The sequence below is a fragment of the Ralstonia sp. TCR112 genome, from assembly GCF_007997035.1.
Taxonomy (GTDB): domain Bacteria; phylum Pseudomonadota; class Gammaproteobacteria; order Burkholderiales; family Burkholderiaceae; genus Ralstonia; species Ralstonia edaphi.
Map to the genome: position 1 here is coordinate 1 of NZ_VOSS01000049.1, position 17,445 is coordinate 17,445.

Annotated in this window: 14 protein-coding genes and 1 pseudogene; 4 read left to right on the forward strand and 11 right to left on the reverse strand. The window is 58.9% G+C overall.

Annotated elements, in window-relative coordinates:
• Nucleotides 1-40: 40 nt before the first annotated feature.
• The 4 genes from ubiA to FUT88_RS14325 form a co-directional block, all read right to left on the reverse strand.
• Nucleotides 41-916: a 4-hydroxybenzoate octaprenyltransferase gene (gene ubiA, locus FUT88_RS14310; RefSeq protein ID WP_147216068.1), complete on the reverse strand. Its 876-nt coding sequence runs from the start codon at nt 914-916 to the stop codon at nt 41-43.
• Nucleotides 917-983: 67 nt separating this feature from the next.
• Complete coding sequence (katG, locus tag FUT88_RS14315) at nt 984-3,149, reverse strand: catalase/peroxidase HPI (protein ID WP_147216070.1); 2,166 nt, start codon at nt 3,147-3,149, stop codon at nt 984-986.
• A gap of 127 nt (nt 3,150-3,276) precedes the next feature.
• A complete protein-coding gene (locus tag FUT88_RS14320; RefSeq protein WP_147216072.1) occupies nt 3,277-3,777 on the reverse strand; it encodes a Dps family protein in 501 nt (166 codons plus the stop codon).
• A 174-nt stretch (nt 3,778-3,951) separates the two neighbouring features.
• Nucleotides 3,952-4,194, reverse strand: coding sequence for a hypothetical protein (locus FUT88_RS14325; RefSeq protein ID WP_147216074.1), 243 nt, complete (start codon nt 4,192-4,194; stop codon nt 3,952-3,954).
• A gap of 760 nt (nt 4,195-4,954) precedes the next feature.
• Between FUT88_RS14325 and FUT88_RS14330 the strand changes: the two genes are divergently transcribed.
• Both FUT88_RS14330 and FUT88_RS14340 read left to right on the forward strand, forming a co-directional pair.
• Complete coding sequence (locus FUT88_RS14330) at nt 4,955-6,163, forward strand: AAA family ATPase (protein ID WP_147216076.1); 1,209 nt, start codon at nt 4,955-4,957, stop codon at nt 6,161-6,163.
• A gap of 347 nt (nt 6,164-6,510) precedes the next feature.
• The gene (locus tag FUT88_RS14340) at nt 6,511-7,287 is read left to right on the forward strand and encodes a metallophosphoesterase (protein ID WP_261797164.1); all 777 of its coding nucleotides are present in this window, start codon (nt 6,511-6,513) and stop codon (nt 7,285-7,287) included.
• A gap of 34 nt (nt 7,288-7,321) precedes the next feature.
• On the opposite strand, the gene FUT88_RS14345 is transcribed toward FUT88_RS14340, so the two are convergent.
• The 4 genes and pseudogenes from FUT88_RS14345 to tcmP form a co-directional block, all read right to left on the reverse strand.
• Nucleotides 7,322-8,584 carry a three-Cys-motif partner protein TcmP gene (locus FUT88_RS14345; protein WP_147216082.1) on the reverse strand — a complete coding sequence of 421 codons (1,263 nt, stop codon included), beginning with the start codon at nt 8,582-8,584 and terminating at the stop codon, nt 7,322-7,324.
• A gap of 79 nt (nt 8,585-8,663) precedes the next feature.
• Nucleotides 8,664-9,422: a DUF5131 family protein gene (locus FUT88_RS14350; protein WP_147216084.1), complete on the reverse strand. Its 759-nt coding sequence runs from the start codon at nt 9,420-9,422 to the stop codon at nt 8,664-8,666.
• Nucleotides 9,400-10,055 (reverse strand): annotated as a pseudogene (locus FUT88_RS27175) (LexA family protein). Before FUT88_RS27175 ends, FUT88_RS14350 begins: the two are co-directional and overlap by 23 nt.
• Nucleotides 10,056-10,155: 100 nt before the next feature.
• Nucleotides 10,156-11,049, reverse strand: coding sequence for a three-Cys-motif partner protein TcmP (tcmP, locus tag FUT88_RS14360; RefSeq protein ID WP_261797167.1), 894 nt, complete (start codon nt 11,047-11,049; stop codon nt 10,156-10,158).
• Between the two features lie 426 nt (nt 11,050-11,475).
• Here tcmP and FUT88_RS14365 point away from each other — a divergent pair, with 426 nt between their 5' ends.
• Complete coding sequence (locus FUT88_RS14365) at nt 11,476-11,826, forward strand: hypothetical protein (protein ID WP_147216086.1); 351 nt, start codon at nt 11,476-11,478, stop codon at nt 11,824-11,826.
• Nucleotides 11,827-12,138: 312 nt separating this feature from the next.
• Complete coding sequence (locus FUT88_RS14370; RefSeq protein WP_261797168.1) at nt 12,139-13,599, forward strand: hypothetical protein; 1,461 nt, start codon at nt 12,139-12,141, stop codon at nt 13,597-13,599.
• Here FUT88_RS14370 and FUT88_RS14375 read toward each other — a convergent pair.
• The 3 genes from FUT88_RS14375 to FUT88_RS14385 are packed head-to-tail and all read right to left on the reverse strand — an operon-like array spanning nt 13,558 to nt 17,445.
• Nucleotides 13,558-14,628, reverse strand: a complete 1,071-nt coding sequence (locus FUT88_RS14375; RefSeq protein ID WP_147216090.1) for a TniQ family protein — start codon at nt 14,626-14,628, stop codon at nt 13,558-13,560. The genes FUT88_RS14370 and FUT88_RS14375 overlap by 42 nt on opposite strands.
• Nucleotides 14,625-15,530, reverse strand: a complete 906-nt coding sequence (locus FUT88_RS14380) for a TniB family NTP-binding protein (RefSeq protein WP_147216092.1) — start codon at nt 15,528-15,530, stop codon at nt 14,625-14,627. Before FUT88_RS14380 ends, FUT88_RS14375 begins: the two co-directional genes overlap by 4 nt.
• Nucleotides 15,523-17,445, reverse strand: a complete 1,923-nt coding sequence (locus FUT88_RS14385) for a Mu transposase C-terminal domain-containing protein (RefSeq protein ID WP_147216094.1) — start codon at nt 17,443-17,445, stop codon at nt 15,523-15,525. The genes FUT88_RS14380 and FUT88_RS14385 overlap by 8 nt, the downstream gene beginning before the upstream one ends.

A 17,445-nucleotide genomic window follows, 5' to 3' on the forward strand; every position in this document is an offset into this window, starting at 1 on the left:
TGCCCGGCAGGGTACGAAAAGGGGATGCACCAAAAACCCCTTAGCGCAGCAAATACCCCCCAACCACTCCAGCAAACAAACAAGCCCCCAACCAATTGTTATGCCGGAAAACAAAAAAACACTTCATCCGATCCCGCGTCTGCAGCATCGGGTAATACCAAAGCGACAACGCCACGGCAGCGCCAAATCCAATCCAGTACGCCACGCCTAGCGCCATCACATGGCCAGCCCAGGCCATGATCCCGAAGAAGCCGACGTAGCACAGCATGATCGCCGCCACGTCGTAGCGTCCGAACGTAATGGCCGACGTTTTGATGCCGATGAGCAAATCGTCATCGCGGTCGACCATCGCATACGCGGTGTCGTAGGCGACGGCCCAGAACACATTGCCGGCGAGCATCAGCCACGCCAGCATCGGCACTTGATCCTGCACCGCGGCGGACGCCATCGGAATCCCAAACCCGAACGCAATGCCGAGGTACGCCTGCGGAATCGCGAAGAACCGCTTGAAGAACGGATACGTGCCAGCAATCACGATGGCGGCAACCGACATCCACTTCGTCAGCGCATTGAGCGGCAGGATCAGTGCGAAGGCGACGAGCGAGAGCACCGCCGCAACCGCCAGCGCCTCCCACGGGGCGATCAGGCCCGCGGTGATCGGCCGCTCCTTGGTGCGTTTGACGTGCTTGTCGAAGTCGCGATCGGCCCAGTCGTTGACCGCGCAGCCGGCCGAGCGCATCAGGAACGTGCCGACCGTGAAAATCACCACCAGCGACAGCGGCGGATGGCCGTCAGCCGCCATCCATAGCGCCCACAGCGTCGGCCACAGCAGCAGCAGCGTGCCGATCGGTTTGTCCATCCGCATCAGGCGCGCGTAGAGCACGAGGCGGCTGGGTTGGGCAGCGGACGATTGCATGGAAATCACCAAAGAAAAATGGCGCCTGCACGAGGCAAGGCGCCATTTTAGTCCCGCCGAAAGCAGCTTAGGCGGCGGCCAGATCGAAGCGGTCGAGATTCATCACCTTGACCCATGCGGCCACGAACTCGCTGATGAAGCGCTCCTTGCCGTCGGCGCTGCCGAACACCTCGGCCAGCGCACGCAGGATCGAGTTCGAACCGAACACCAGATCGACGCGCGTGCCCGTCCACTTGCGCTCGCCCGTCTTGCGGTCATAGCCCTCGTAGATGTCGCCGGCAGGCTTCCACTCGGTGTTCATGTCGAGCAGGTTGACGAAGAAGTCGTTCGTCAGCGCGCCTGGCCTGCTGGTAAAGACGCCGTGCTGGCTGCCATCTGCGTTGATGTTGATGGCGCGCAGGCCACCGATCAGCACGGTCAGCTCCGGCGCCGTCAGCGTCAGCAGTTGAGCCTTGTCCAGGAGCAGCACTTCGGCCGGCACCGCAAACTGCGCCTTCTGGTAATTGCGGAAACCGTCGGCCACGGGCTCGAGCACAGAGAAGGACGCCGCATCGGTCTGCTCGGCCGTCGCATCGACGCGGCCCGGCGTGAACGGCACGGTGATCGTCGTGCCGGCTGCCTTGGCAGCCAGCTCGATACCGACGCTGCCTGCCAGCACAATCACATCCGCCAGCGAAGCCTTGCCCGAGGCGCGTTGAATTTCCTCCAGCTTGGCCAGCGTGCCGGCCACCGGCTGGTTGACCGCCCAATCGTTCTGCGGCGCCAGGCGAATGCGCGCGCCGTTGGCGCCGCCGCGCTTGTCGGACCCGCGGAAGGTCGAGGCAGACGCCCACGCCACGGCAACCAGTTCGGATGCCGACAGGCCAGAAGCGGCAATCTTTGCCTTGAGGTCGGCGATATCGGCTTCGGTCGGCTTGTGCGTGGCCGCCGGCAGCGGGTCTTGCCAGATCAGGTCTTCACGCGGCACTTCGGGGCCGAGGTAACGCGACTTCGGGCCGAGGTCACGGTGCGTGAGCTTGAACCACGCACGGGCAAAGGCTTCGGCAAACGCCTGCGGGTTGTCCAGGAAGCGGCGCGAAATCTTTTCGTATGCCGGATCGAAACGCAGCGACAGGTCGGTCGTCAGCATCGTCGGCTTACGCTTGGGCGAGTCGGGCGTCGGGCCCGGAATGATCGCCTCGGCGTCTTTGGCGACCCATTGCAGCGCGCCGGCGGGGCTCTTTTCCTGCACCCATTCGTACTTGAACAGGTTCTCGAAGAAGTAGTTGCTCCATTGCGCGGGCGTCTGCGTCCAGGTGACTTCAAGCCCGCTGGTGATCGCATCCGCGCCCTTGCCGGTGCCAAAGGTACTGGCCCAGCCCAGGCCTTGCGCTTCCAGCGGCGCGGCTTCGACATCGGCGCCAACGTGGCTTGCCGCACCGGCACCGTGGGTCTTGCCGAAGGTGTGACCACCGGCGATCAGCGCGACGGTTTCTTCATCGTCCATCGCCATGCGGGCGAAGGTCTCGCGGATGTCCTTGGCAGCAGCCAGTGGATCGCCATGGGCGTGTTCCGGGCCTTCCGGATTCACATAGATCAGGCCCATCTGTACGGCGGCAAGCGGGTTCGCGAGGTTGCGTTCGCCCGAATACCGCGTGGCTTCCAGCCACTTGGTCTCGTTGCCCCAGTAGACGTCATTGTCCGGTTCCCACGTGTCTTCACGGCCGGCGGCAAAGCCGAACGTGCGGAAGCCCATGGTTTCAAGCGCAACGTTGCCGGTCAGGATCAGCAGGTCGGCCCAGGAGATGGCCTGGCCGTACTTCTGCTTGATCGGCCACAGCAGGCGGCGCGACTTGTCGATGTTGACGTTGTCAGGCCAGGAGTTAAGGGGGGCAAAACGTTGCTGGCCACGCCCGGCACCGCCTCGGCCATCGCCGGTGCGGTATGTACCGGCGGCGTGCCATGCCATGCGGATGAACTGCGGGCCGTAGTGGCCGAAGTCTGCCGGCCACCAGTCTTGCGAATCCGTCATCAGGCGGCGCAGATCGGCCTTGAGCGCGTCGTAGTCGATCGCATTGAACGACTTGCGGTAATTGAAGCTCGACCCGAGCGGATCGGACTTTTCGGAATGCTGGTTCAGCAGATCAACGCGCAGTTGATTGGGCCACCAGTCCTTGTTGGACGTACCGCCACCGAAGGCGTGGGAAGCAGCGGGAGCATGGCCGGAAAACGGGCATTTAGCTTCAGTCGTCATGATTCTCTCGTTTAGGTCATGGGGTTGATGCCGCCCCACCCGCAACGCAACGGGCTCGCGGGAGGGGCGCAATTCGCTGCTGTCGAAACGCCTGTCGCAAACGTGGCGAACGGCCGTCAAGCCAGCCTTAAGCCAGGAGCGAACGCAGCATCCACGCGGTCTTTTCGTGAATGTCCATGCGTTGCGTCAGCAGATCGGCGGTCGGTTCGTCGGCGGCCTTGTCGACGTCGGGGAACAGGCTGCGGGCGGTGCGCGTCACGGCTTCGTGGCCGGCCACCAGTTCGCGCACCATGTCCATCGCCTCGGGAACGCCCTTCGATTCCGGAATCGACGACAGCTTGGCGAACTCCGAATACGAGCCCGGTGCCGGATAGCCCAGGGCGCGGATGCGCTCAGCCACCGGGTCGACGGCATTCCACAGTTCGTTGTACTGCGTCTCGAACATCAGATGCAGCGTGTTGAACATCGGGCCGGTGACGTTCCAGTGGAAGTAATGCGTCTTCAGATAGAGCGAGTAGGTATCGGCCAGCAGGCGCGACAGGCCGTCGGCGATCTTCTTGCGGTCCTTGTCAGCAATGCCGATGTTGATCTGGGCTGCGGCAGGCGCGCCGTTGTTCTTCTTTGCCATCTAGATTCCCCTATGAAGTGGTGTGCAAAAACGCGATGCCGTTCCGCTCATTCAGCGTCGGGCCACGCGTGGTTCGAGCCTTCTTTCGGTTGCCGTTCGCACAGCAAGTTCCGATCGTCGCATCGTCCTGTGACGAAACGCAGAACGGATGACAACCGAAGATCAGGCCGATCATCAGACCATGAGCTGCACCATACCGTGCAGGAGCACGATCATAGCGCCGGCTGTCACGATGGTTAGACCGATCTGCTTGCGCACCCACTTCCGTTGCAGGCGGGCGGATTCTGCGACACGCGCAACGCGGCCGCCCGCTGCACTACCTGGCATGCCCGACAGCATCGGGACCTCTGCCTGCGAGGCGCGCACCGTGCCCGCAAATCCCTGCCACTCCGAAACGAACATCCGCACCATTGCCATGTTTTCTTCTCCTTGCGACCCTGCGCCTTCCTGATGCCCACACCATTCGCGCGAGCAACTTCGTGCATCCGTCAGGTCAGTGCGATTCGCCATAGGCAGCGAGCCATTCCAGCACGGTCGCAACGGTGTTCGAGGCAAGCGACCAGGACATGACGGGCTCCACGGTGATCTGCAGTGAGCGATGCGCTCACCATGGAACACAGTCTATCTTTACGCTATTGAATCGTATATTTGATTGTTTTTATCTATCAATTAGGCGTGCGCTATGGCCGTCATGGGGTGACGGTGTTGGCATAGCGAAGAAAATTAGAAAATATCGAAGTAGACTAGAAAATATCGAAGCTGGAAATGGCAGGATTTCCCATTAAACCCTTTGCTATAGCCATTCCATGCGTTTTCTCTGCTCCCAAAAATGATGCGGCGCACAATTTGATATGCGACGCATCCGCGCGTCGCGGCCATCTGGCCACAACTTTCACCGCGACTCGATACTTCGCCGGATAGCCCCAAACCACGTGGTGTTGTAGGGTTGAGCAACATAGCAACACCGGCGCAATCTCACTCTCACCTCTCCATGGCTGCCAAGGACATTCACCGTCACCAATCGACCCACGCGGCCGGTTCGGGCAGCCTCGCGTTCGTTCCGCTCGAACGAACCCGTACGCGAATAGCCGGCTGATCCTCAGCCTCGATTGGTCCCGGCATTGTCCGGTTCGACAACTGCGGCTACATGCCGCCAGTTCGCGTATGGAGAATCATCATGTCTGCTCCCGAGCACTCCTCGGAGCATCCCCCTGGGTTCTTGCCCTTAGGCGATCTCGCAGCACTGCGCAGCGCCGCAACATGGCGGTTGCTTATCCCCTCGGACACGCGCTCGGCTCTTGCCGCCGCCCGGCAGGACAATGAACCCAAGGAGGAGATCCCTGGATTCTCAGTTGAGGAACCGTCCACAGTTGCGTCGGCGGCGCACGCACCTGCGCCTCGTCGAGCCAAGCCCGGGCATGTTCTTATCTTTGGGCCCGAGGCGCTAACGCTCGCCAACGTGAACTTGCGAGGTGCCGACCGCTACCAGCGGGATTACGCACAGACATTGTTGGAGCAAGCCAGCACCAATGACGGCTACCGCGCGCTGCCTCGTACCCGCTCGGCACTGAAGAAGCTCGCAACAGCCCAGACGTTGTTCGGCAACCTGCGCGAGCCAATTCAGAAGCTGAAGATTGATCTCACGCTTATCGGCGCAATGCGGGCGAAGGACTTTCGCGTTCGTCCGATCCTCCTGACAGGGCAACCTGGCGTGGGCAAAACGCATTTCGCGTTGAAGTTGGCGGAGATTTTGAATGTGCCGATGCGAAAGTGGTCTGCTGGAAGTGCCCAAGCAAGCTTCCAACTGACGGGCGGCGATAGCGCCTGGCACCACGCTCGGCCGGGGATGATTGTTGAGATGCTTGCCAGCGGCAAGTCGGCGACACCTGTCCTTATCCTGGACGAAGTGGACAAGATTGGCAGCGATGGCCGCTACCCGGTTACGCCAGTACTGCTGGATCTACTTGAGTCGGGAACAGCGAGCGCGTTCCAAGACGCGTTTTTCCGCATGACATTTGACGCCAGCCGAATCATCTATGTCCTGACAGCGAACGATCCCGACGCTGTGCCTCCGCCACTACTGAGCCGCGTAGAGGTATTCGACATCCCGGCACCCGAGCCCGAGCAACGGCTGCAGCTCATCTTGGCGGAAGTTCGTCGGCTGCAGCGGGCTACCGGCAAACGCATTGAACTGGACGCCAGTGCAGCAGAAGCCTTGTCAGAGAGAAGTGATGTCGATCTGCGCGCAACGCATCGCTTGGTGCAGGACGCGTTTGCGACAGCAATGGCATCAGGAAAGGCCTTCGCCGTGCTCAAGGTGCCGCGGCGTGCTGCGCGGCTGACGATCGGCTTCGTAGCGGATGGCCAATCGGGCGAGCGAGCCTAGGGCGTGGCGACATTGAATCCGCTGATGTCCAACAACTTGCGCTGCTGGAAGGCAGCCTGAGCAGGGTCACCCCTTTGAACGGCACGCTCGGCCGCGAAAGCGTGGAGGGAGTACTCTTGGGGCACGACAAATGGAGCAAGCCATGGCGGCAGACAAACTCGGCCGATTCATGACCAGCGGCACATTCCTGGAACGTGCGAACGCGGCAGTGGCTAAGGCAGTGCGTCGCCTCGAAAAGCGAGGCATCGCACCGGCTTACATCCAGCGCCAACCAAGCCAGCAATCGAAAGTTGGCGCTGGACCGGGCGACAGTCCTCAAGAAGCAAGCTCAGGCGTTCCTGGACAACATGAATCTCCTCGTTCTAAGTGACCTTCATCTCGAATTCTCCCCCCTCGACATCGACACGACCGAGGTAGACGTGATCGTGCTTGCCGGCGACATTCATCTTGGCAAGCGCGGAATGCCTTGGATTGAAGCCCAGAGCCGCGGCCTGCCGGTCATCTACGTGCCCGGCAACCACGAGTTCTACAAAGGTGAGCACAGTCGAGTGCTTCGAGATCTGCGTGCGGCGTGTGCCGCGACGCCGAACGTCCACCTTCTCGACATGGATAAGATCATGATCGGGGACGTGGAATTCCTGGGCGCCACGCTCTGGACAGACTTCGCGCTGTACGGTGGTGCAGAAGAGGAAGTGCGTGCCGCCGAGAGCTACGCTGCTCGGGGCATGACTGACTTCACCGGAGCCATTCGCTTCGAAACGCGTGGGGTGTTCAGAAAGCTGCAACCGCGGGACACGGCTCGGATGCACGTCGTCGCACGCGAATGGCTGGACGAGGAGTTGACCACCCCTTCGCGGCGCAGACGGGTAGTTATCAGTCATCACGCTCCATCTGCGCGCAGTGTGTCTCCGCAATTTCAAGATGACCCGCTCACGCCGGCGTATGCCAGCCGCATGGATGAAGTGATCCAACTCGCCGATCTATGGATTCATGGCCATATGCACGAGAGCTCTGACTACAGCGCCGGAGCATGTCGGGTCATCTGCAATCCGCGAGGCTATGCGCCCAAGGGGCGGAGCACAGAAAACAGCGCATTCGATCCGAGGCTGATCTTGCAGGTCTAAAGCATCCGGTGTCGTCCAGCAAGCCTTAAAGCCCTCAAGAAAACAAGAAGGAGCGCTGCGACGGCAAGCGCAGAACATGATTGCCCTTCAGATTAACGCGCGCCCTGGACGGGTCGCCGGATTCATCGACCACGACGATCTCACCGCCTTGGTGAAGCTCTAACAGGGTGGCCTCCACCATTTCGCGAGTAGCAGGCGTTGTGTTGATCAGCTTCAGGAAGAACTGCTCGAAGGTCATCCCCTCAGCGCCATCGAATAACATCTCGGGGATCTGCTCGAGCATGGTTTCCTTGCTCACCGCTGCCGCCACCTCGCCGAAATCGAATCCTGCCTGCAGCTTGTGCTCATCGTCGATCTTGCTGATGTAGCCCGTGCTAAACATGTGGAACCCAGCGTCCCCATAGTGCGAGAAATGGTTGTTGTGCTGCCAGTGCGTGGAGGCCATCACATCCCGAGCTTTCCAGTGCTGCGAGAGATGCAGCAACCAGAAATCTCCGTGCCCGCGCTCAGGGCGAATAAAGAACGGCGTGTAAAACTGGGCCGAGCATTGATTGGTGAGATTCTGGTAGAGCGAGGATTGGAGATGTACGCGCCAGCGTGGCGACTGCTTGATCTCGTCGAGCTCGGATGCCCGCACAGATGTACTGACGCCTGTGGCCTTTTGGAAGGCCGCAAGGTTGCGCTCATTCAAGTACTTGATCAGCGCATCAATATAAAAGGTGAGGATCACCTCGGCGTGCTTGAGCTTGGCAAAAATATCGCGCAAACACTGCATTGGCACGCCGGAATAGCCGTACTGATCAAGAACAAACAATGCTCGCCCAGAACGCGGGCTTCGATCATGGCACCGCTGAATGGCCGCGCCGCAATGGTCGGCAAATTGGCCTTTGACCAAGCGCACCTTACCGTTGGCGAGTGCGGCTCCGTACCCGCGCTCTTCCAGCAAGCGACCAAGGTAGTGCAACGAGCTCTTTTTGGCGTCAACACAGATGAGTTCGACGTCGATCAGGATGGGCTTGCGACGCTCTTGCCGAATATTCAGGAGCGTCTCGGCCTCGCGTATGGCTTCAAGAATGACGAGAGGCGAGCCCGGAACTTCCTGGCCATCCTCGTTGAGATAGAGCCCCCCGCCACAAAAACCATCAACGATGGTCAGTTGGATCTTGTCCTGGTGCGGCAGCGACACCAGCGTCAGGAAATAGTCGACCAAATAGTTGCGCAGGAGCGCATGCTTGACCTCGCTATGCCGCTTAAGCTGCGGTGGCGGACTTCCCCAGACCCATTTGTAGTGTGGCATTGAGTGGCAGGCTTGGTGCGCTCTTGTGACCCCTGCCTGCCAATCTGCCCCCGCGGCCTCAAGGGCGCATCGATGCCTCTCACGTAGATGCCACGCGCTCGACGACGGTGACCGGCATTTCGTCCCAGGTCCGGCCATTCAATTCGCGACCGTTGGCGGCCTTCGCCCGCTTTTTGCCGTCTGCGCCCCATCCGCCCCACTGCTTGAAGAAAAAGGCGACTCCCTGCTCCTGACATTGAGCCCGAACGGCCTCTGCCCATTCCATCTTCATTGGGCGCGCCTTCGGGCCAGACTCACCACCCACGATCACCCAATGAATGTCCGTCAAGTCGAGTTCACCAACATCGGCCAGTAGCGGTTCAACTGATAGGAACCGGATGGTCGCGGGCACTTGGCGTAGGTAGTCAATACGGGGAACGCCGTACTTCCGGTCCTCGACAGAGACTCCAAGCCACGCATTCGTCGGCACGGAACGCTTCCGGAAATAGCGCGCCATCCGAGCAGCTCGTTTGGTAAGTATTTGATATGTATGGTGCGGTGTCTGTGCGATGACTTCGAATACTTTGTCGATATACGCGTCCGGCACCCGCTCGTGGAACAGATCCGACATGGAGTTCACAAAATAAACTGTCGGCTTCTTGCGTTTGATCGGGTCGTTGAAGCGCTCCGGCAAAAGAGTGAGCGCAAAACCGTTCTCATAGCCAGGCGTCCCCATAGCTTTCAGCCGCTTGGCCATGGCCTCCGCATAGCAATGCTTGCACCCGGGCGAGATCTTGGTGCACCCGACTGTCGGATTCCAAGTTTGCTCAGTCCACTCAATCTTGCTGATGGTTGTCATCGAGATATTCCCTGTTTTTTATCTTAGTCCCACCGGCCGGCTGCGGCCTATAGCTTCGGACAATGCCCCTGACGACGCCGATGATGTTCAGGGTCTTCTCCGGAGTCGCTGTCTTGCCATCCATGCCGTGCGATACGAGGCGCGGTTGACCTCGATCATTCCTGAATTCCTTGATGGTCTGGCTACCGTCGATTTCGGCCACCACGATGTCGCCGGTCAAAGCCTGCGAACTCGTCTCAACCACGCGACGTCGCCACTCAGAATCCCTGCGTTCAGCATTGAATCGCCGCGCACCTTCACCAGCACGGTCTTCGAAGGCTTCGCCATCAACAGTTGATCGAGAGCCTGGGCTTGCACAAGGCCCGTAGCGCTGCCATCCGCGCCAAAGCCTGCTCGCACTTCATCGTCGCTCAACTCCAGCGTGAAAAAGGCGGGGCCCGGCGCCAAGCGCCCGCCCACAGACTTAGTCAGATGGCCGGAAGCAATCAGCCGCTGCGTCAGTTTGAAAGCTGCGTTCTTCGCCTTAAAGCCGAGCGCTTTGGCGATCTGGCTGTACGAGGGCACGCACCCCATCTGCGCATACGTGTCGCGAAGTCGGCGCAAATGCGCCTGGTCATTGTTGGTTCGAGCCATTTCTTTATTTTGGTGGACAATCGTCCACTAATCAAGAGAAATAATTGGACGCGGCGGTGGCCGCGCCCGTCAGATCAACGAAGCAGATATAGACACCCGATCAGGAATCGAACAGGCTCAGGTTGGGACTGCGAGCAATGTCATCCCAAATGCGGTCTGGCAACTCGTGCCGGGACAGGAACACCATTCGATAGATGATCCGCCCGTTACCATCGGTAATCTTCGGCATCTGAACACTGACCTTGAAACCCAGGTCCCGCACCGCGTCACACCATGCGTTGAAGAACCACCCCGGCAAGCTTGTCTTGGACAACATATCGGTAGGTACCCTGGACCTCCAGCCAGGCAGCGCATGGTCAAACCGATCCCGCTGCGAATCCAGTTCCATATCAATGTTGCGCGTTAGATCCATCAGACTGAAGTGGATGGCGAAGTCCACGTGCTGCAGTTTGGATAGGCGCTCGATGATTGAGAACGACAAGTGTTCTAAGTTGTAAGGGTCGATGTAGGCCAAAGCAAGCGCTCCAAACGGAACTGCCTTGATCATGGCATCGACTGTGTCAGTCGCAGACCCAACGAAGCCCTGCACAGTGGCGCCGGTGGCACTAAGGCGCAACTGATTTGCTCGCACTCGCTCCGCATCGATGTCGCCGACCAGGACACGTGTGAAGGGCGCGCCAGAGGCGGCGGATTGACGGTACGCCACTACCGAGCCGCCACTGCGGGTAAAGGATTCGCCTACAACTTGAATGCGACCGGGACCGCAGAATGGATCAATCAGTACCCGCTGCTTGAACTTCGCCTGGGCCTTACGCGTGGCATGAATATACTGTTTGAGGTAGAGGTGCTTCTCTTCAGGGACCCACCTACCAACCCCACGCCCATGCGGGCCACGCTCGACTGGCAACTCAGGATAGGGATCTGGGTACTCGTCAACTAGCTTATCTGCGTTCAATTGCTTTCTCAAAGGCATGATGGGGCTGGAAGTGACCACGCGATCAGTGTCGCATTCAAAAATGTAAGCCGAAAAATTCCAATGTGCACCCCACCTTAGTATGGAAACCTCGGCAAAGGCAGCGATTACCGATGCGATAACAAGGAGAGGAAGATCCGGTCACAATATCCTTTATATCTGATATTAGAAACGCGAAATTCCGGTGCTATGCATAAGGTGATGAAAGCTGCCTCAACGCTTGAGGCCATCTTCTGCAACTTCTGCCCAGCGCACAGCTTGTGCGCACTATTGCAGCTACCTGATTTCCCGTAAGTGGCGCTTCCCAACTAGAGAAGGGTGCAGCATGGTCGATCGATGTCGTTTCATTGATATCCAGGCTCGCTCGCGATTGCGTTTGACTGCGACCCGAGCCTTGCCCTGCGATCAACTTGAATCGGCATTTTTACCCGACCAACCACACAAAAAATGCAATCTATCTTCGCCAAGACTTTCGGTGGCCTATCTCGTCCTTACTACTTCCGCCACTTCCTGTTCGGGTTGCTCTTTCCCGCGTTCTTCTTCTTTGTAAGCCACGCTGGAAAACCGATTCCCTTCCCAGTCGTTCTATTTTTTATCGCCAACACGTTCCTCTATCCATACGCCAGGTTCGTGTACGAAGGCGTCATGAGCTTCATCCTCGGCAACAACATCTTCTTTGTGAATGCAATCGTGATGCTGTTTGCCAAGTTCACTACGATGTTGATTTGCTGGGCTTTCGCGGTTTTCATTGCACCAATTGGGCTGGTGTACCTGTACTTCCGTCACAGCAGGGCGTAAGCAATCGCCAATTCGTCATGGGCGCGCGGCTGTCGCAGTTGGGCAGCGCTCCGGTGCATGGCGACGGTTTGACGACAAAATCAGAGTTGCATGCTTCGTATAGACGCGTTTCCTAAGAGCGGGGACCATTGGCGCGTGGACTGGTTCGGCCCCATCGCCTTCCCCGATCGCATGTTGCGGCGGCGGCATCCATCCGTGCTGGTCTCGCTATCCAAGGCCAACGCCCAAGATGGGGCCGGTCGCTTATCGCTCCTATCGTTCCACCAAGCCGAAAGGCAAGCAACCCGATGCTGGGTTTCAGTCGGAACCACAATGCTCTTGCGCATTGGTGACCTGTGGCGCGAGCAGGGCTTGGAATCCCGCGCGGCTGACGAGGAGTTGCTTTGTGAAGATTTGGCGATCAGCCGAGACACCTGCGAACTCGTAAAAGCCGGATCGAGCTTCGAAGACGGCACTTTCATGCTGCCGCTCCACGAGCATGCGGGACATCGCGAAAACACGCACTCCTATTGCGTCCGGGTCACGCTACCGGACGGAAAGCTCCTTGTCGTACCGTGCATGGAGCTGATCCGCTTCTACTTTGGCTCGTCCAGCGAACTCCTCAATCGGCTGTTCTCACCCCAACTCCGTAAAGAGCATCTCTACACAGGGATGCCGGCAATCGATCGGCACAACCGGATGACGCTCCAACTTGCCGATCGTATTCCGCGCGCAAGTGCCGAGGACATCGCCCGAATCGCTGGAAGCCGACTCGCCTGGCATGCGGCCGCAAAGATCGGTGCCTCCTGTGCACAAGCCGCGCAGGCGCGCCAGGAGATCTATCCGCAGACCCTATTTCCGTTCGAAGGAACGACAACACTGCGAGCCTCTGGGAAATGGCTGTCGCGAGGCAATGACCCAAAAGGAACGTTCCTCGTCTATCAGCTCCTGAGTTGCTCGCACCCGTTCCCTTTCAAGTCATTGCGATTCCGCGTGACGGGCACAAAGAAAGCTCGCAGTGCCAGCATGGCGCCCGATTCCCCACCACAGGAAGCCATACCCCCAGCCCGGAGAACCAAGGAACCTTCCAAAATCAGCCTGGAGGAGCATGATCCTTCATCGCAGCTTGCTCCAGCTACGATGCCCGTGCGCAGCAATCGGCGGTTCGTCGACCTGGAGGACAAATGGGTCTTCGCTGACAGAGCCATTGCCGGACAAAAGCCTCGAGCCAGCGCTTCGTCCGGTGACCCGATCAGTGAGCATGCGATCGGCGAACCCGGCTCCACGAAGCGCATCCGAGAAGCGCAGATCGTCGAAGGCGACAACGAGGTTCCAGACCCACCCGCATTCCTGGAACACGCCGTCAAAGCGCTATCCACACTGGACGACGCCTCCGTGCGAGTCCTGACGGCGAGCCGTGATGATGGATGGTCCGTCCCGATGCCACTGATCGCGGACGAAGACGGGGTACTGGACGAACATCTGCTGGTTCCGGATGACAAACACCGGCTGAAGCGTGTAGCCGCCTTCGCTGTTTCTTCAAAGGAGGCATCCACGTTGCTCATGGTTCACGAAGCCAGCCCACCTATTTCGTTTGCCGTCCCCTTGCAGAACAAAGGTGACGAAGCGATTCAACGTGCGATTCAGGCGGCGACGGAAGCCTTCATCTCGGTCCAGAACGGCACCGATTATCAGGTGATGGCCTTGGAGCACACCCAGGTCAATGCTCCCGACGAATTGCGTTCTTGGATCTCAATGCAGCTGTACCACGCGGCCATCGCGTATCTGCGGTGAGCTGCCATCTGCCATTGGCAGCTCTGCAAGCGAATCGCAACGCCTCTGGACACCAGCCTCCAGTCGGGGCTGCGTCAAGATGCCTTTGATGAACCGATGGTGTAGTGGAGCGACAGGCTTGACCGGCCGCTCATGCGCATCGGGATCGTATTGAAGAAGCCAGAGGGACCACAGCAGCACCGCATGCCGTGTCACCACAGATTGCAGTTCCAGTGCCGGTTTTCTGGCCTGCTCAATCTCCAAGTCGGAGTAGCCGAAGCGGCACGCTAGGCAATTGCAGAGACGCGGCTTGGCCTTGCCCGACAACACCGTCACTGCCATAGCGTGTAGACGCTCCAACAAACCTGGCGGACCCACTGTGTTCACGACAGAAAGGTCGCGCGTCAACTGCTGTAACGTGGGAAGGAAACCACTTCCGCGGTCGTCTACGACGGGCGCCTCCGCCAATCGGAGATCGAAGTCGCAGTTGTGGCAATAGCAAATGCCGTCGGTTTCCGCATGACACCAGTTTGTATCGACCCTCTGAACAAACAAGCAAGCGCCACAGCTTGGGCACCGATCAAGCAACAAACATTGGTGCCGCTCACAGAAGGTTTGAAGTGCAACTCTCCAGCAGAGACGGAAATACGGTACCGGATCACTCCTCAGACAGTACGGGCAGAACTGAAGACCTGGACCGAGCCGGGCACTCCGCGGCAGATTGATGGCGATCACCCAAGGGAGGAATCCCCCAACGTGAAACTGTGGGTAAAGCGTCCCCTCGTAGACACGCAGCGTGGCCTGATGCACTGATTCCAGATGGGCCCCCGTGTGCAACGCCAGTGCTTCCAGAAGGGGGGTGGGACTGCGTCGGTCGATATCCATCGTCAACGCCAGAGCCGTGGGTCCGAGCGCCGCATTGCAGAACGGCATCACACCCATTCCATGGCCATGCGCTAGTCGCACAATCCAGCTCGAAAGAAGCTCACCGGGTATGGGCTTGTATCGTATCGGCCAGAGTTGCGTCTTCGCACATAACCACGCTTTCATAGCCTCCGCCTGTACGTCTTGCGCTTAGAGGGTGGCACCCAATCCAACGCATCGAGCTGCTTTTCGGTAATCACTTCCTCGCCGGAACGAATGGCGTCAACCGCCGCCACCTTCACGAGGTCGAAGATGTCACCAAGAGTGGATTCGCTCTTCACATAGATCGCCTGCATCATATCGGGGTAATGCAGACCTGACGGCTTGCGCAGCGGTGTCCGGCGCTCTAGGGTCTTCAGCAACGTCCCTAGCTGCCGGCCAGGCGTCCAACTGGGCATCTCGATCGGGACGAATCGACTCGACATCTGCGGATCAGCGTTGAACGCGTTGTAGGCTTCTTCGATTCCTGAGGCGACGATGCTGATCTTCGCCTCATTGCTCAGGGTTTTGAGAGCATTGCGAAATTCGCGCTGCTTGGTGAGGCCGCCGGCAATCAGGTGGTGAATCTCGTCGATGATGAGGATGCGCACATCCATCTCACCAAAGAGACGTTTGACCTGCGAGTACTTTTCATAGGCGGGAGCCGTCGGCTTGTACGGCGTCATCAGACTATCCATGATCCGGCTATAGAAGTCGGACAGCTCGGGCTTCGGTGGCGCGTCGACCATCACCACCGGACACCGAGTTACCTCCTTATTGGGGTCCAAATCGGGAGGGTGGTCTCCGCGAAACCGCTCAAGAATAGACGTCTTGCCGCTGTATGAGGGGCCTACGATGAGATAGCTCGGCATCCTCGTCACCTTTGGATAGTCGAGCAAATCCTCCAGCTTCTGAAGTGTCGTCTTCGCATGGTCGAGGGGTAGCCAGGTGCCCGTCAGGATCTCTCGAATCCGATCCTTGTCCGGCAGCGCCAGATGCTTCTGTGCCGCCGGACTGAGATGAGCGTACTCAGTCATCATGCTATTCATCGTCGCTCAGCGGTTGGATATCGTCAGGGTCGTATCCCCGGATTGCCGGCGCGGATCTGGAAGGCTCCACCTTCGAAGCCCGGGGCAGGTCTTGAGACTTCCGCGCGCGAGCCTTGTCCTGCTGCTTGCGTTGCTGCTCAGCGCGCCGCGCCGCCTTGGTCTTCGCAGCCGCAGCCTCTTCTAGTTCGCGCTGTCGTGCGATCAGCGCAAACAAATCCCGCTCGCTGTAGTCCTTCATGCCCGCCGCCTTTGCTGCACTCTTGGCCGCACGGATTTCCCAAATACTTGCCGGCGGCAAGCTCGAATCTCGGTAGGGAATCGACTGATAACGTTTGAGATCAGTATCGAAGAAGTACAACACACTCATGTCGCGCGGGTCATAGCGGAACCGAAACTGCTTGCCTCGCTTGGGGTTGTCTGGATCACGCTCGCCCACCCATGGCCGCAAAACGTCGTGGAAGTAGTGAATTCCGTTCTCTCTGACGCCATCACCCTGTATCGTTCGCTCGGTATAGGGCATGAAGTCGATGCGAACCTTCTCAGCATCGGTCAGTATTGGCGGTATTCCGCGCCCCATTTTTCCTCGCGTGCCGAGAATGCCTTCACGCCATTTGGTCATTGGCGTCGTCCCAATGCCGGAGTGCACGTCTCGGTGATATCGGGCGAACATAAGAACGAGCCACTTCTCCAGCTCGTCGAAAGTCATGCAGGCATTGCCCTCGGCATCGTATTCCCCTTTCTGTTGAGGGTTCGCGAAGGTTGCGCCCTTTAGCCCTTTCAACTCCTCCGATACGGTCCCCATGAGTCGCTCGATATGTGCACCATAGCGAGGCTGCTTTACGGGCCGTAGGTGAATATCGATGTGGTACTCCCGGGTGGCGACGGCCAGCATCTTGCCTCTGAATTCCTTGGCATTGTCCATATGGAGTACATCCATGGGGCCATGGAAAGGCCACTCGATATCGCCACAACCCTGCCTTGCCATCCAATCACTCTTGGGTAGGATGGCGTGCGAAATGCACATGCCTGCAGACATCGCCGAAGGAGGATCCAAAGACAGATACATGCCCAAACAAACGCGACTGAAGACGTCGATTGCCAACGTGATCCACGCCCGACCGATCGGCTTGCGGTGCTTGTCGTCAACGATGATGACCGGCAACAAGGTGTGATCGACTTGAACGATCGCGAGCGGGTACTCAGCATCCGGAATTGATCCGATGTTCACGCGAAACCGTTGCTCTGCGGCGCGGCGGCCCTCCCGGCGCTTAAGCGATTCCCGTTCATCCAACCAACCTAGATGCCGGTAGATGGTCGAGACAGCGGGAAGAGGATCGAGCTCCGCAACGTGGCAGCGGCGACGGATCTCCCGGGCGGCCTTCGCTACAGAGGGCCTTTGCTGGGTCAGGTACTGTTCTTGAACGTAGTCGTCCAAGATCAGCTTCACTTCTGGTGCGAGCCGACTGCGCCCGCGGCCACCGTCCTTGGGCGTCGGTATCAGGGAAGACAACAGTTCGGAATCTGAGTACGCACTCAGCCAGTTATAGAGCGTCGGGACACTTACGCCTGCGTTAGCAGCCACAGCAACGTAGTCCGCCTTTGTCCGATTCCGTCTCCGGTCAAGCAGGGGACTAATGGTATCCAGGCGGCTTTGCGCGATCTCCCAGGCGTCGTTCGATACGTCTTCGAGATCGACCTGATCTCGGGGCTCGGGCGAGTTGTCACTGCCTTTGAACGGAGTCTTAAGCGACCCCACGTTCAGGATGACCGTCTCTCCTGACGCCACCTCGCGTGCAAGAACCTTGTCCAAGTCGGCATAGCGGAGAATTGTGTACGTCCGCCCATCATGACTAACGCTGCTGCCTTTCCTGATATGCAGAACAGTTGGCGTCTTTGCTAACGGCTTGCTTGCCAT

Excerpts from the sequence above, each read along its gene's own strand:
- ubiA (WP_147216068.1), bottom strand. The coding sequence starts at position 916 with ATGCAATCGTCCGCTGCCCAACCCAGCCGCCTCGTGCTCTACGCGCGC.
- katG (WP_147216070.1), bottom strand. The coding sequence starts at position 3,149 with ATGACGACTGAAGCTAAATGCCCGTTTTCCGGCCATGCTCCCGCTGCT.
- FUT88_RS14320 (WP_147216072.1), bottom strand. The coding sequence starts at position 3,777 with ATGGCAAAGAAGAACAACGGCGCGCCTGCCGCAGCCCAGATCAACATC.
- FUT88_RS14325 (WP_147216074.1), bottom strand. The coding sequence starts at position 4,194 with ATGGCAATGGTGCGGATGTTCGTTTCGGAGTGGCAGGGATTTGCGGGC.
- FUT88_RS14330 (WP_147216076.1), top strand. The coding sequence starts at position 4,955 with ATGTCTGCTCCCGAGCACTCCTCGGAGCATCCCCCTGGGTTCTTGCCC.
- FUT88_RS14340 (WP_261797164.1), top strand. The coding sequence starts at position 6,511 with ATGAATCTCCTCGTTCTAAGTGACCTTCATCTCGAATTCTCCCCCCTC.
- FUT88_RS14345 (WP_147216082.1), bottom strand. The coding sequence starts at position 8,584 with ATGCCACACTACAAATGGGTCTGGGGAAGTCCGCCACCGCAGCTTAAG.
- FUT88_RS14350 (WP_147216084.1), bottom strand. The coding sequence starts at position 9,422 with ATGACAACCATCAGCAAGATTGAGTGGACTGAGCAAACTTGGAATCCG.
- FUT88_RS14365 (WP_147216086.1), top strand. The coding sequence starts at position 11,476 with ATGCAATCTATCTTCGCCAAGACTTTCGGTGGCCTATCTCGTCCTTAC.
- FUT88_RS14370 (WP_261797168.1), top strand. The coding sequence starts at position 12,139 with ATGCTCTTGCGCATTGGTGACCTGTGGCGCGAGCAGGGCTTGGAATCC.
- FUT88_RS14375 (WP_147216090.1), bottom strand. The coding sequence starts at position 14,628 with ATGAAAGCGTGGTTATGTGCGAAGACGCAACTCTGGCCGATACGATAC.
- FUT88_RS14380 (WP_147216092.1), bottom strand. The coding sequence starts at position 15,530 with ATGAATAGCATGATGACTGAGTACGCTCATCTCAGTCCGGCGGCACAG.
- FUT88_RS14385 (WP_147216094.1), bottom strand. The coding sequence starts at position 17,445 with ATGGCAAGCAAGCCGTTAGCAAAGACGCCAACTGTTCTGCATATCAGG.